The 13,924-nt window shown below is 74.5% G+C and carries 13 protein-coding genes and 1 tRNA gene; 12 read left to right on the forward strand and 2 right to left on the reverse strand.

Annotation, left to right across the window (positions count from 1 at the left end):
- The first annotated feature begins 1 nt into the window (after position 1).
- The 8 genes from glp to AB0O29_RS15895 all read left to right on the forward strand — a co-directional run bounded on the left by glp (position 2) and on the right by AB0O29_RS15895 (position 8,043).
- On the forward strand, positions 2-1,345 hold the full coding sequence (glp, locus tag AB0O29_RS15860) for a gephyrin-like molybdotransferase Glp (protein ID WP_365151923.1): 1,344 nt from the start codon (positions 2-4) through the stop codon (positions 1,343-1,345).
- A gap of 227 nt (positions 1,346-1,572) precedes the next feature.
- Entirely contained in the window at positions 1,573-2,052 is a 480-nt protein-coding gene (gene moaC, locus AB0O29_RS15865; protein WP_365151924.1) for a cyclic pyranopterin monophosphate synthase MoaC, read from the forward strand.
- A gap of 101 nt (positions 2,053-2,153) precedes the next feature.
- Entirely contained in the window at positions 2,154-2,645 is a 492-nt protein-coding gene (locus AB0O29_RS15870) for a MogA/MoaB family molybdenum cofactor biosynthesis protein (protein ID WP_365151966.1), read from the forward strand.
- Between the two features lie 17 nt (positions 2,646-2,662).
- On the forward strand, positions 2,663-3,283 hold the full coding sequence (locus tag AB0O29_RS15875; protein ID WP_365151926.1) for a GNAT family protein: 621 nt from the start codon (positions 2,663-2,665) through the stop codon (positions 3,281-3,283).
- A gap of 154 nt (positions 3,284-3,437) precedes the next feature.
- The gene (locus AB0O29_RS15880; RefSeq protein ID WP_365151928.1) at positions 3,438-4,484 is read left to right on the forward strand and encodes a hypothetical protein; all 1,047 of its coding nucleotides are present in this window, start codon (positions 3,438-3,440) and stop codon (positions 4,482-4,484) included.
- A 128-nt stretch (positions 4,485-4,612) separates the two neighbouring features.
- Positions 4,613-4,686 (forward strand) — tRNA-Ala (locus AB0O29_RS15885).
- A gap of 679 nt (positions 4,687-5,365) precedes the next feature.
- Complete coding sequence (locus AB0O29_RS15890; protein WP_365151930.1) at positions 5,366-6,637, forward strand: MFS transporter; 1,272 nt, start codon at positions 5,366-5,368, stop codon at positions 6,635-6,637.
- Positions 6,638-6,726: 89 nt separating this feature from the next.
- The gene (locus AB0O29_RS15895) at positions 6,727-8,043 is read left to right on the forward strand and encodes a CoA transferase (RefSeq protein ID WP_365151932.1); all 1,317 of its coding nucleotides are present in this window, start codon (positions 6,727-6,729) and stop codon (positions 8,041-8,043) included.
- A gap of 134 nt (positions 8,044-8,177) precedes the next feature.
- Here AB0O29_RS15895 and AB0O29_RS15900 read toward each other — a convergent pair whose 3' ends face one another.
- Positions 8,178-8,687, reverse strand: coding sequence for a GNAT family N-acetyltransferase (locus AB0O29_RS15900; RefSeq protein WP_365151934.1), 510 nt, complete (start codon positions 8,685-8,687; stop codon positions 8,178-8,180).
- Between the two features lie 38 nt (positions 8,688-8,725).
- Between AB0O29_RS15900 and AB0O29_RS15905 the strand changes: the two genes are divergently transcribed.
- Complete coding sequence (locus AB0O29_RS15905; protein WP_365151936.1) at positions 8,726-9,529, forward strand: exodeoxyribonuclease III; 804 nt, start codon at positions 8,726-8,728, stop codon at positions 9,527-9,529.
- Here the strand turns inward: AB0O29_RS15905 and AB0O29_RS15910 are convergent.
- Entirely contained in the window at positions 9,511-10,227 is a 717-nt protein-coding gene (locus AB0O29_RS15910; RefSeq protein ID WP_365151938.1) for a MerR family transcriptional regulator, read from the reverse strand. The two genes, AB0O29_RS15905 and AB0O29_RS15910, sit on opposite strands and share 19 nt — an antisense overlap.
- Positions 10,228-10,444: 217 nt before the next feature.
- Here AB0O29_RS15910 and AB0O29_RS15915 point away from each other — a divergent pair, with 217 nt between their 5' ends.
- The 3 genes from AB0O29_RS15915 to AB0O29_RS15925 are packed head-to-tail and all read left to right on the forward strand — an operon-like array spanning position 10,445 to position 13,892.
- Positions 10,445-12,034, forward strand: coding sequence for an NAD(P)/FAD-dependent oxidoreductase (locus AB0O29_RS15915; RefSeq protein ID WP_365151969.1), 1,590 nt, complete (start codon positions 10,445-10,447; stop codon positions 12,032-12,034).
- On the forward strand, positions 12,031-13,011 hold the full coding sequence (locus AB0O29_RS15920) for an alpha/beta hydrolase (protein WP_365151940.1): 981 nt from the start codon (positions 12,031-12,033) through the stop codon (positions 13,009-13,011). The genes AB0O29_RS15915 and AB0O29_RS15920 overlap by 4 nt, the downstream gene beginning before the upstream one ends.
- The gene (locus AB0O29_RS15925; protein WP_365151942.1) at positions 13,008-13,892 is read left to right on the forward strand and encodes an SDR family oxidoreductase; all 885 of its coding nucleotides are present in this window, start codon (positions 13,008-13,010) and stop codon (positions 13,890-13,892) included. The genes AB0O29_RS15920 and AB0O29_RS15925 overlap by 4 nt, the downstream gene beginning before the upstream one ends.
- Positions 13,893-13,924 lie beyond the last annotated feature (32 nt).

Raw genomic sequence — 13,924 nt, forward strand, 5'->3', positions numbered from 1 at the left:
CTTGAGCAGCAGAGCACCGCAGGACACCGGCCACCACCGCCTGTGGTCGGTGGACGAGCACCTCGCGGACGTCCTCGCCGCCGTCCGGCCGCTGGAGCCCATCGAGCTCCAGCTGCTCGACGCCCAGGGCTGCGTCCTGGTCGAGGACGTCACCGTGCCCGTCGCCCTCCCGCCCTTCGACAACAGCTCCATGGACGGGTACGCCGTCCGCACGGCCGACGTCCAGGGTGCGAGCGAGGAGTTCCCCGCGGTGCTCGCGGTCGTCGGCGACGTCGCGGCGGGCAGCGGCGACCTGCCCACCGTCGGCCCCGGCCAGGCCGCCCGCATCATGACCGGCGCCCCCCTGCCGCCCGGCGCGGAGGCCGTCGTACCGGTCGAGTGGACCGACGGCGGCACCGGTGGCGGCGCCGCCTCCGGGATGACCCCCGCCAGCTCCGCGCCCGAGGGCGCGGCCGGCGAGGTGCGGGTCCACCGCCCGGCCGAGGCGCGCGCGCACGTACGCTCCCGCGGCAGCGACGTCCAGGCCGGCGACCTGGCGCTGGCCGCCGGCACCGTCCTCGGTCCGCCGCAGATCGCGCTGCTGGCGGCGATCGGCCGGGGCACCGTACGGGTCCGGCCGCGCCCGCGCGTGGTCGTCCTGTCCACCGGCAGCGAGCTGGTCCAGCCGGGTGAGGCGCTGGCCGCCGGGACGATCTACGACTCCAACAGCTTCGCGCTGGCCGCCGCCGCCCGCGACGCCGGCGCCATCGCCTACCGCGTCGGCGCGGTCGCCGACGACGCCGACACGCTGCGCTCCACCATCGAGGACCAGCTGATCCGCGCCGACCTGCTGGTCACCACGGGCGGGGTCAGCGTCGGCGCGTACGACGTGGTCAAGGAGGCCCTGACCACGGCCGGCACCGGCGACGGCGAGGAGCCCCAGGCCGGCGGCGTGGACTTCCGCAAGCTCGCCATGCAGCCCGGCAAGCCGCAGGGCTTCGGCACGGTCGGCCCCGACCACACCCCGCTGCTGGCCCTGCCCGGCAACCCGGTGTCCTCGTACGTCTCCTTCGAGCTGTTCGTGCGTCCCGCGATCCGGGCCCTGATGGGGCTGCCGACGGCGCAGGTCAGCCGGCCGAGCGTGCGGGCCGTGCTGAAGGCCGACGCGCCGCTCGGCTCCCCGGCCGGCCGGCGGCAGTTCCTGCGCGGGAAGTACGACCCCGAGGCGGGCACGGTCAGCCCGGTCGGCGGATCGGGCTCCCACCTGATCGCCGCGCTGGCGCACGCCGACTCGCTGATGGTCGTACCGGAGGACGTCACCTCGGTGGAACCGGGCACCGAGCTGGAAGTGATCCCGCTGGGCTAGGGGCCCGCCGCGCCAGGCCGCCCCGTCACCCGGAGCACCCGCCCGCCAGGCCGTCCCGCCCGGCCGTCCCGCCCGTCGGGCGGCCGCGCCGGCCCGGGCGGGCGGCGCGGGCCGCCGTGCCGTTCGGCCAGTGGTCCTGCCCGGCTGGGGAGCGCCCGGTGCGGGTAGCGTGTTGCATCACACAGGCCCCGGCGTTTCGGGGCCCGGAGCGGGAGCGGCACGTAGACATGAGTACGCAGAGCAGGCTGACGCACATCGACGAGGCCGGCGCGGCCCGGATGGTCGACGTATCGACAAAGGACGTCACCACCCGCACGGCGCGCGCCAGCGGCCGCGTCCTGGTCTCGTCCCGGGTGATCGAGCTGCTGCGCGGCGAGGGGGTGCCGAAGGGCGACGCCCTCGCCACCGCGCGGATCGCCGGGATCATGGGGGCGAAGAAGACCCCCGACCTGATCCCGCTCTGCCACCCGCTGGCGGTCTCCGGGGTGAAGCTGGACCTGAAGGTCGCCGACGACGCCGTCGAGATCCTCGCCACCGTCAAGACCACCGACCGCACCGGCGTGGAGATGGAGGCGCTGACCGCGGTCGCCGTCGCCGGCCTCACCGTGATCGACATGGTGAAGGCCGTCGACAAGGGCGCGGTCATCACCGACGTCCGGGTGGAGGAGAAGACGGGCGGCAAGTCCGGCGACTGGACCCGCTCGTGACGCCCCCGCGCGGCGGCGAGGTCCACAGCCACGTACCGCCCGCCGCCACCGGGGCCGCCGACGCGGCGCCGGCCGCCGCGGGGGCGCCCGCGTCCCGCGGCCTGGTGGTCACCGCCTCCAACCGCGCCTCGCAGGGCGTGTACGCCGACAAGGGCGGCCCGCTGCTGGCCGAGGCGCTGGAGAAGCTGGGCTTCGCGGTCGACGGACCGCGCGTCGTCCCGGACGGGGATCCGGTCGAGCAGGCGCTGCGCGAGGGCGTGGCCGCCGGCTACGACGTCATCCTGACCACCGGCGGCACCGGCATCTCGCCGACCGACCGGACGCCGGACGTGACCGCCCGCGTGCTCGACTACGAGATCCCCGGCATCCCCCAGGCGATCCGCGCCGAGGGCCTCGCCAAGGTGCCGACCGCCGCCCTGTCGCGGGGTCTGGCGGGCGTGGCGGGCCGCACGCTGATCGTGAACCTGCCCGGCTCCACGGGCGGGGTCAAGGACGGCCTCGCGGTGCTGGCGCGGATCCTGCCGCACGCCGTCGACCAGATCCGGGGCGGCGACCATCCCAGACCGGACGCGGCCACCGGGAGCCCGAGCTGAACGGCCCGTCCTGGCCGGTGGTGCTGGCGGACGGCGACGTCACGCTGCGGCCCATAAAACTGCGCGACCAGCGCGCCTGGCGCGAGGTCAACCGCCGCAACCGCGACTGGCTGCGGCCGTGGGAGGCCACGATCCCGCCGCCCGCGCCGTGGGGGCCGGTGATCCACCGGCCGACGTACCGGCAGATGGTCCGCCACCTGCGGGCGGAGGCGAACGCCGGCCGGATGCTGCCCTTCGTCATCGAGTACCGGGGGCGGCTGGTCGGACAGCTGACGGTCGCCGGGATCACCTGGGGCTCGATGTGCGCCGCCCACGTGGGCTACTGGGTGGACCGCGACGTGGCCGGACGCGGGGTGATGCCGACGGCCGTCGCGCTCGCCGTGGACCACTGCTTCCTGAAGGTCGGGCTGCACCGCATGGAGGTGTGCATCCGTCCGGAGAACGGCCCCAGCAGGCGGGTGGTCGAGAAGCTGGGCTTCCGGGAGGAGGGGCTGCGGCCGCGTTATCTACATATCGACGGGGCGTGGCGCGACCACCTGGTCTTCGCGCTCACCGCGGAGGAGGTCCCGGAGGGGCTGCTGCGCCGCTGGAGCCGGCTGCGCAAGAAGGAAAGCCCGCCGCCGGCGACCGCACCGTAAAGCCGGTAATCGCAAAAGCGTTCGAATTGCTGCCCGGTTCGCCCATAACCTGATCCGAAGAATCACAAAAAAAGTCGGTGATATCAGCCGGATCGTGCGACACACCGGCCCAATTGGCTGATCCGGTCGGCCGCGCCCCTCTACGGTGTGGGGTGTGAGCAGCAGCGGCCTCATCTACGCAGTCATCGTCGGGGCCTGGGCCGCCTACTTGGTGCCCATGTGGCTCCGGAGGCAGGACGAGCTGAACGAAGCCCGTCCGACGGAACGCTTCTCCACCGCGATTCGGCTGCTTTCCGGCCGGGCGGGAATGGAGCGCCGTTACGCCAAGGGGCTGCGTGAGCGCGGTGAAGTCGAGGCGGAGCCCCAGGCCCACGCGGACCCGGAAGCGGCGACGGAAACGGTGAATTCCGTGGACGCCGACGCCCGGGCCCTCGGCGTGTCCCCGACCAGGGCCGAGCCGAGATCGGTCGAGGTCGAACGGGTCGAGCGGGTCCGGCGCCAGCAGCGCCTCCAGGTCCTCGCGCGCCGCCGGCGCACCACGGCCCTCCTCTTCCTCGCCTTCAGCGGCGGCGCGATCGCCGCGGCCGTCGGCGGGCTGCGCTACCTGTGGGCCCCGGCCGTGCCGGCCCTGCTGCTGAGCGCGTACATCGTGCACCTGAGGGTCCAGGAGCGCCGGCGCTACGAGTTCACCATGGACCGGCGGCGCGCCGAGGCGGCGGCCCGCGCCCTGCGCGAGAGCCGCGGCCGCCACCGTGACCGCGACCGCGATCGTGACCCCGAGCCGGCCGGCGCCGCCGAGCCCGACCCCGCGCCGCCGGTGTCCCCCCAGGAGGCCGGCCGTCGCGCGCTCGTCGAGCAGACCGACCACGCCGAGTGGGTCGACCAGCAGCGCGAGCGCGAGCGCGGCCCGGCGCGCGGCGACAGCTGGGAGCCCGTACCGGTCCCGCTGCCGACGTACGTGACCGCGCCCGTCGCCCCGCGCGCCACCGGGCCGGTCAACCCGGACGGCTGGAGCGCGACCCGTTCCAGCACCGCGGAGCCGACCAACCCGCGCCTGCGCGCCCAGCCGGGCCCGGCCCCCGCGAAGCCCGACCCCCGGCCCCAGCCGGCACCCCCGCGCCCGCGCGGCCGCGAGGCAGGGCGTACCCCGCTGTTCGACCAGTACGAGAGCGACGAGCGGCCGCGCGCCGCGAACGAGTGACGCCCCGGGCATCCGGCGGGTGACCTGCACCGACCCCGCCGGGCGCGGCGCCCGCGGCCGACGGGCCGCCGGCCGGGAACGCGTTTTGGAGCAGCGGCGCGGGGATGCTAATGTTTCACACGTCGCAAGGGCCTGTGGCGCAGTCTGGTAGCGCACCTCGTTCGCATCGAGGGGGTCTGGGGTTCAAATCCCCACAGGTCCACAGACGACAGTTCTTGAGTAGCTCTCAAGAATCGTCACGAGATCCCGTTCCGCCGAAAGGCGGGGCGGGATCTCGGCGTTTCCGGGGCGTGTTCGCGGTGATGGCCGCGTGCGAGCGCCCCCTACGGCCCCGGCATGAACCGTTCACGGGCGGAATGTGCCGGCCGGGACCTCTGGTCCGGCCTTTCTCCGTCGGCGATGATCGCAACATTGAAAGCGACGCCCTCGATTTTCGAGCAGGGGGGACGTCCCGGCTGATATCCGGCCGTCAACGCCTGCCCGGTAGGTCGCCGAAGCAGAGAAAGGCTGCGCAGAACGGCCTCGTCGACTCGGACTTCCGGCCCTTCGCGGGAAGCGAGCCGGCGCCCGGCCCCGCTCCTGGCGGCTCACACGGACGCGCACCAGGCGATGAGCGGCGTGGCGACCCGCCGGAGGACCTGTTGCCGGACCCGCGGGTACCGCCCGTACGCGTACATCGAAGTTTCATCGACGAGCACCTGCCTGACGACGAACTCGTAGTGAGGGACGACCAATTTGCCGCACCCCGTTTTCCATCCCTTCGACAACCGCCAGTTCAGCCGGATCGTTCGGGACCCGGGCTCCGGGTTCACCCCCGGACTCGTGAGGAACCTGACGGCCGGCCGCCCGGCGAACCGGGTGGCGGCCTGATGAGCGCCTCCGTGTCCGATGCCACCGCGGCGGACGTGGGCGGCGGCGGGTTCCTCCGGTTCTGGACCGCGCAGACCGCGTCGCAGGTCGGCCAGCGCTTCGGCCTGGTGGCCCTGCCCGTGGTGGCGATCGACACCCTGCACGCCGGGCCGGCGCAGGTCGGATACCTGACCGCCGCGCTCACCGTGTGCTACCTGCTGATCGGCCTGCCGGCCGGGGTGTGGGTCGACCGGTGGTCCAAGCGGACCACGATGATCAGGGCGGCCGTGGTACGCGCCGTCGTGCTGGCCGGTGTCCCCGTGCTGTGGGCGTTCGACCGGCTCTCGCTCGGGTGGCTGTACGCCATCGCGGTGATCGTCGGGGTCGCCTCGGTCTTCTTCGACGTCGCGTACCAGTCGTACGTGCCCTTCATCGTCCCCGACGAGGACATCGAACGGGCGAACGCACGGCTGGAGTCGTCGGCCCAGATATCCGCGGCCGGCGGGCCGGCCGCGGCGGGACTCCTCCTCAAGGCGCTGAGCGCGCCCGTGGTGATCGCCGTCGACGCGGTCGCCTACGTGGTGTGCGCCGGCTTCCTGGCGACGGTCAAGGACACCGAGGCGTCCCGCCGCGAGACGGCGGGAGGGGATTCGCGGCTGACGCGGGACATCCTGGCCGGGGTCCGGTTCGTCGTGGGCAGCCCGGTGCTGCGGCGGCTGTGCGTATCGGTGGGGGTGTCGAACTTCTTCGCCACCATCACCATGACGCTGACGCCCCTGCTCATCCTGCGGACGCTGGGGCTGGGCTCCACGGTCATGGGCGTCGTCCTCGGCGTCGGCACGCTCGGCGGCCTGCTGGCCTCCCTCACCCTCCCGAAGGTCCGCGCCCGGTTCGACGCGGGCAGGGTCATGGCGGTCGGCCTCGTGCTGGCGGGTGTCTCCATGGTGGCCTTCCCGCTGGCCGGAACCCTCGGGGGTTCCGGGTCCGCGGTCCCCGTCGCCCTGCTCGTCCTCGGGCAGTTCGGTATGACCTGGGGTGCGGTGACCTTCAACATCGCGCAGGTGAGCGTGCGGCAGCGGGTCTGCCCCAAGGACATGCTGGCCCGGATGACCGCCTCCATCCGCTTCGTGGTGTGGGGGAGCATGCCCGTGGCCGCCGTCCTGGCCGGCTGGCTCGGCTCGCACATCGGCGTCGTGCCCTGCCTGTGGATCGGCGTGACGGGCGCCTTCCTGACGGCTCTTCCGATCATCGGAATGGACCGGCTCGTCCTGTCCGCCGCACCGGCCCCCGACACCCGTGTCTGAAGCCCGTGTCTGAGGCCCGGCTCCGGGGGGATCGGGGCCGGGCGGGACCCTCGTGTCTTCCTGAAGGGGTGTCACGTCACACTGGGCGCATGACGAGCCAGGACGGCGCCACGGCGCAGGCGTGGGAGGCACTCGGCGGGGCGGACGGGCTCGCCGGGCGGGTGGGTTACCGGGGGCCCAGCGGCCTGGAGGGGCCGCTTCCGGTGAGGGAGGCGGCGCGGGCCGCCGTCGGGGTGTGCGCGCTCGCGGCGGCCGAGCTGGCCGCCGTACGGGCCGGGGGGACGGCGCTGGACGCGGAGCCCGTGGTGGTGGACGAGGGGGCCGTGGCGACGGCGTTCGTCAGCGAGCGGCACCTGCGGGTGGAGGGCCGGGCGCCGGAGGGCTTCGCGCCGCTGTCGGGGTTCTGGCGGGCGGCCGACGGGTGGGTGCGCACCCACGCCAACTATCCGCACCACGAGGCGGCCCTCGTACGGGCGCTGGGCGTGCCCGCGACGCCGGAGGCGGTGCGCGGGGCGATCGGGGCCCGCGGCGCGGTGGAGGTGCAGGAGCTGGTCTACGCCGGGGGCGGGCTGGCCGTCGCGGTGGCGCCCGAGTACGGGGAGCCGCAGCCGCTGGTGGAGTGGGTACGGGGGGACGCGCGCGAGCCGGCGGCCGTGGGGGCGGGGCCCGCGGCCGCCGGGGTGCGGGTGCTGGACCTGACCCGGGTCATCGCCGGTCCGGTGGCCACCCGCACGCTGGGCGTGCTGGGGGCGGACGTGCTGCGGATCGACGCGCCCGGGCTGGCGGAGGCGGACGACGCGTACGCGGACACCGGCTTCGGGAAGCGGTCCGCGCTGGTGGACCTCGCGCGGCCGGAGGGCCGGGCGGTGCTGGAGGGGCTGCTCGACGGGGCCGACGTGGTGGTGACGGGGTACCGGCCGGGGGCGCTGGAGCGGTTCGGGCTGGGCGGGGAGCAGTTGCTGGAGCGGCGTCCGGGGCTGGTGGTGGCCGAGCTGTGCGCGTGGGGGTGGCGCGGGCCGTGGGCCGGGCGGCGGGGGTTCGACTCGCTGGTGCAGGCCGGGTACGGGATCGCCGCGCGGTGCGCGGGCCCGGACGGGGCGCCGGGGGTGCTGCCGGCGCAGGCGCTGGACCACGGGACGGGGTACCTGATGGCGGCGGGCGTGCTGCGGGCCCTGGCGGGCGGGGCCGGGGGGCTGCTGCGGTTCTCCCTGGCGGGGACGGCGTCGTGGCTGGTGCGGGACGTGCCCGGGGCGGGGGCCGGGGTGCCGGGGTGCGAGGCCGGGCCGTGGCTGCGGGAGGCGGCTTCGGGGTACGGGGCGCTGCGGCACGCCGCGAGCCCGCTCGGGGAGTGGGGGCGGGGGCCGTCGCGGTGGGGGAGCGACCCGGCGGTGTGGCTCGGGCGGTAGGGGCCGGCTGGGGGCCGGGCGGCCGGGGGCGGGGCGGCGCCCCGGCAGGGCCGGGGTCGGGGGTCGGGGCGGACCCCCGGCGGGGCTGGGGCCGGGGGCCGGGGTGGCCCAGGCGGGGCCTGGGCTGGAGTGGTTCAGGCGGGGGCGCCGGAGGAGGGGAGGGGTTTGGTCATGCACATGCTGGAGTCGTGGTGGCGGTAGTAGCCGAACTTCGCCGACTCCGCGTACCCCGACGACAGGTACAGCGCGATCGCCTCCGGCTGCTGGTCGCCCGTCTCCAGGACCATCCGGCGGCGTCCGGCCGCCGTCGCGTCGGCCTCCAGTTCGGCCAGGATGCGGCGGGCCAGTCCGGTCCCGCGGGCCGCGGGGACGACGTACATGCGCTTCACCTCGGCGTCGCCGTCCGAGTAGCCCTCGTCGTTGTGATCCTGGGCACGCCAGCCGCCGCTCGCCACCGGGGTGTCCGCGGCGTCGTAGGCGAGCAGGTAGAGCCCGGCCGGCGGGACGAACATCGCCGGGTCGAGGAAGGTGGCGTCGCCCTCGCCGTCGTAGCGGGCCTGGTATTCGAGCTGTACCTGGGCGTCGAGTTTCAGCGCGTCGGGGTGGTCGTACGGTACGGCGCGCAGGTGTATCCCGTGAGACATCCGAACATCGTACGGAAGGCTGCGGTTATCGTGCTGGGATGCTCACCGTGACCTCCGTGAATGTGAATGGGATCCGCGCCGCCGCCAAGAAGGGCTTCGTGGAGTGGCTCGCCGGATCCGACGCCGACGTCGTGTGCCTCCAGGAGGTACGGGCCGAGGAAGCGCAGATTCCGGTGGAGGCCCGGGAGCCCGAGGGCTGGCACACCGTGTTCGCTCCGGCCGCCGCGAAGGGCCGGGCCGGCGTCGCCCTGTATACGCGCAAGTCACCTGAACGGGTACAGGTGGGCTTCGGCAGTGACGAGTTCGACACGAGCGGGCGGTACATCGAGATCGACCTGCCCGGGGTGACCGTGGCGAGCCTCTACCTGCCCTCCGGCGAGGCCGGGACGGAGAAGCAGGAGGAGAAGTACCGCTTCATGGCGGAGTTCGACACCTACCTCCGGGCGCTGAAGGAGCGGGCGGCCGCCGACGGGCGCGAGGTCGTGGTGTGCGGCGACTGGAACATCTGCCACCAGGAGGCCGACCTCAAGAACTGGAAGACCAACCGGAAGAACGCCGGCTTCCTGCCCGAGGAGCGGGAGTGGCTCGGGAAGGTCTACTCGGAGGCCGGGTACGCGGACGTCGTGCGCGGGCTGCACCCCGACACGGAGGGCCCGTACTCCTGGTGGTCCTACCGCGGGCGGGCCTTCGACAACGACGCCGGCTGGCGCATCGACCTCCAGGTCGCGACGCCGGGGCTGGCCGCCAAGGCCGTCAAGGCGTTCGTCGAGCGGGCCGAGACGCACCCGGAGCGGTGGTCGGACCACGCGCCGGTGACCGTGGTCTACGAGCTCGGCGTCTGAGACGTCCCGGGGCCGTGCGGGGCGTGCGGCGGGTGCGGGCCCTGCCCCGGGCCGGGGCCGCGGCGCTGCTGGAGGCGGTCCATCGCCATCGTGAGCTCGGCCTCGACCACGCTCTTGGCCAGCGGGCGCAGCCGTGTGACGGCCTCCTCCCCGAGGCGCGCGGTGATCAGGTCGGTGAACAGCGCCGCCAGCGCGTCCGCGTGCTCGCGCACCAGGCGGCCGGTCTCCAGGACCGCCGCGAGCGGTACGCCCTCGCGGACCAGGGCCGAGGAGGCGTCGAGGAGGCGCCGGCTGACGTGCACGATCTCCTCGCCGTCGGCGGCGAGGTAGCCGAGGTCGAGGGAGGCCGCCAGGTTCTCCGGGGTGGCCTCGCCCTCGAAGTAGTCGGCCAGGGCCTCGGGCGTCAGCCGTACGGGGGTCTCCTCCGACCAGCCCATGCCGAGCAGCTCGCCGAGCTGGCCGACGTCGCGGCCCTTCTCGAACGCGGCGGTCAGTTCCGCGATGCCGCCGAGGGTGTGGCCGCGTTCCAGGAGGGCGGCGATGGTGCGCAGCCGGGCCAGGTGCTGGTCGTCGTACCAGGCGATGCGGCCCTCGCGGCGGGGTGGCGGCAGCAGCCTGCGCTCGCGGTAGAAGCGCAGGGTGCGCACCGGGATGCCGGCCGCCTCGGCCAGCTCCTGCGTCCGGTACTCGCGCGTCACAGCCGCCTCCGCCTCCCACGTCCCCCGGGTCTCCACATGCGCAGCCTAGGGCGTACCCCCGGTAACTTTCCGGGCGCTACCCCTACCCATGAGTACTGGGCTGCTCTACCCTCCCGATTGTGCCAGTGATTGCTGGCAGCGTTGCGATGAGTGTGACGGCGTGGCTTGGCGTGGCTGGGACGGACTGCGGAAGCGGGAGGCGGCGGGCATGAGCGGCATGGACGGGCACGGGCACGGACGCGAGCACGTACGGGTGGCGGTGATCGGGTCCGGGTTCGGCGGACTCGGCGCGGCCGTGCGGCTGCGGCGCGAGGGGATCACGGACTTCGTCGTCCTGGAACGGGCCGACTCCGTCGGCGGCACCTGGCGGGACAACAGCTACCCCGGGTGCGCCTGCGACGTCCCCTCGCACCTCTACTCCTTCTCCTTCGCACCCAACCCCGACTGGCCCCGCACCTTCTCCGGGCAGCCGGCCATCCGCGCCTACCTGGAACACGTCGCCGACACCTTCGGGCTGCGCCCGCACATCCGCTTCGGCCACGAGGTCCTGATGATGCGCTGGGACACCGAGGAGCTCCACTGGGAGATCGACACCTCGGCGGGCGCGTTCACGGCCGACGTCGTGGTCTCGGCGACCGGGCCGCTGTCCGACCCGAAGACGCCGGACGTCCCCGGGCTGGACGGGTTCCCCGGCAAGGTGTTCCACTCCGCGCGCTGGGACCACGACTACGACCTGAGCGGCAAGCGCGTCGCGATGATCGGCACGGGCGCCTCCGCGATCCAGATCGTGCCCGCGATCGCCCCGCGGACGCAGCGCCTCACCCTCTTCCAGCGCACGCCCCCGTGGGTCATGCCCCGCACCGACCGGGCCATCAGCTCCCTCGAACGCCGGCTGCACCGCCAGCTGCCCTTCACCCAGGCCGCCCGGCGCGGGCTGCTGTGGGGGATCCGGGAACTGCAGGTCAGCGCCTTCACCAAGCGGCCCAACCAGCTCGGGCTCATCGAATCGCTGGCCAAGGCCAATATGGCGCGCTCCATCAAGGACCCGGTGCTGCGGGCCAAGCTGACGCCCTCGTACCGCATCGGCTGCAAGCGGATCCTGCTCTCCAGCGAGTACTACCCGGCGCTCGCGCGGCCCGACGTGGACCTGGTCGCCTCCGGGCTGAAGGAGATCCGGGGCTCGGTCCTGGTCGCCGAGGACGGGACGGAGACCGAGGTCGACGCGATCATCTTCGGCACCGGGTTCCACGTCACCGACATGCCGATCGCCGACCGCGTCGTCGGCGCGGACGGGCAGACCCTCGCCGACACCTGGAAGGGCGGGATGCAGGCGCTGCGCGGGGCGACGGCCGCCGGCTTCCCCAACTGGATGACGATCATCGGACCGAACACCGGTCTCGGCAACAGCTCGATGATCCTGATGATCGAGTCCCAGCTGAACTACATGGCGGACTACCTGCGCCAGCTGTCGCTCCTCGGAGGCGGCGGCCGCGGCGGGCGCACCGCGCTCGCCGCCCGCCCCTCCGCCGTCAACCAGTGGAACCGGCACGTGCAGGCGCGGATGGAGCGGACGGTCTGGAACACCGGCGGCTGCACCAGCTGGTACCTGGACGCACAGGGCCGCAACACCACGGTGTGGCCGGGCACGACGGGTGAGTTCCGGCGCGCGACGTTGACGGTCGACCTGGCCGAGTACGAGGTCGTACGGGTACGGGCGGGCGAGGACCGGCCCGCGCGGGTTCCGGCCCCCGCGGCCGCGACCACCTCGGCCGCCACGGCCGCCGCCGACGGCGAGGGCGCGGAGTGAGCCGCCCGCCGCACGTCACCGCCGGGCGGTACGCCCCGCCGGCCGCCGCCCGCGAACTGGCCGCCGTCTCCGCCGACGGGTCCCGTCTGCACGTCGAGGTGCACGGACCCGAAGGCGCCCCGGCCGTCGTCCTCTCCCACGGCTGGACCTGCTCCACCGCCTTCTGGGCCGCCCAGATCCGGGACCTGGCCCACGACCACCGGGTCATCGCCTACGACCAGCGCGGCCACGGCCGCAGCCCGGCCGCCGCCTCGTACGGCACGGACGCCCTCGCCGACGACCTGGTCGCCGTACTGGAGGCCACCCTCGGCCGCGGCGAACGGGCCGTGATCGCCGGGCACTCCATGGGCGGCATGACCGTCATGGCCGCCGCCGGACGCCCCCGGTTCACCGAACACGCCGCGGCCGCCCTGCTGTGCAGCACCGGCAGCTCGCGGCTGGTCGCGGAGGCGACCGTGCTGCCGCTGCGCCCCGGGCGCGCCCGGACCCGTATCACCCGCGGGCTGCTGGGGTCGCCCGCCCCGCTCGGGCCCGTCACGTCGGCCACCCGGGCGGTGCTCAAGTACGCGACCATGGGCCCGGGATCCGCGCCCGAGCGGGTGGAGGCCTGCGCCCGGATCGTCCACGGCTGCCCCGCCGGGGTGCGCCGCGCCTGGTCGCACGTGCTGGCCGGCCTCGACCTGGACGCGGGGGTGGCGGGGCTGGCGGTTCCGACCGCCGTCATCGTCGGCCGCGACGACCGGCTGACCCCCGTCGTGCACGCCCGCCGGCTCGCGGCCGCGCTGCCGGACTGCGTGGGGCTGACCGAACTCACCGGGATGGGGCACATGACCCCCGTCGAGGCACCCGAAGCGGTGAGTTCCGCCCTGCGCGAGTTGACGTCCCGCTACCTGACCGCGCCGGCGCCGGCGGCCCCGGCCACCCCGGCGGCCCCGGCCGCGACCACCACCGACACCGAGAAGGAGAAGACGCCGTGAGCGCTCGCAGGAGTCTGGAAGGCCAGGTCGCCGTCATCACCGGCGCCGCCCGCGGGGTCGGCGAACTGCTCGCCCGCAAGCTGTCCGCGCGCGGCGCGAAGGTCGCGCTCGTCGGACTGGAGCCGGAGGCCCTCAAGGAGGTCGCCGAACGGCTGCACGGCGACAGCGACCACTGGTACGCCGACGTCACCGACCACGAGGCGATGGCCCGGGTGGCGCAGGAGGTCAAGCGGCGCTTCGGCAAGGTGGACATCGTCGTCGCCAACGCGGGCGTCGCCTCCGGCGGCCCCTTCGCCGACTCCGACCCGGAGGCCTGGCGGCGGGTGATCGAGGTCAACCTGGTCGGCGGCGCGGTCACCGCCCGCGCCTTCCTGCCCGTCCTCATGGAGAGCCGCGGCTACTTCCTCCAGATCGCCTCGCTCGCCGCGATCACCCCCGCGCCGATGATGAGCGCCTACTGCGCCTCCAAGTCCGGGGTCGAGGCCTTCGCGCACTGCCTGCGCGCCGAGGTCGGCTACAAGGGCGTCAAGGTCGGCGTCGGCTACCTCTCCTGGACCGACACCGACATGGTGCGCGGCGCCGACCAGCACGACGTCATGCGCGAGCTGCGCGGACGCCTGCCCTGGCCGGCCAACCGGACCTACCCGCTCGGCCCGGCCGTGGACCGGATCGTCGCCGGCATCGAGCGGCGCTCGGCGCACGTGTACGCGCAGTGGTGGCTGCGCGGCATGCAGGGCGTACGCGGCTACCTGCCGGCGCTCATCGCGGCGGGCGGGCAGCGCGAGATGAAGCGGTTCGAACCCCGGCTGGCCGGCGTGCCCAAGGGGCTGGTGGGCGCGGGCGGGGCCGCCGACGAGCAGGAGCGCTCACAGAGTCGCTAAGTCGACATCACCGGTGTCACGGCGCCGGGTGG

This window comes from Streptomyces sp. NPDC089915, from assembly GCF_040684675.1.
Taxonomy (GTDB): Bacteria; Actinomycetota; Actinomycetes; order Streptomycetales; family Streptomycetaceae; genus Streptomyces.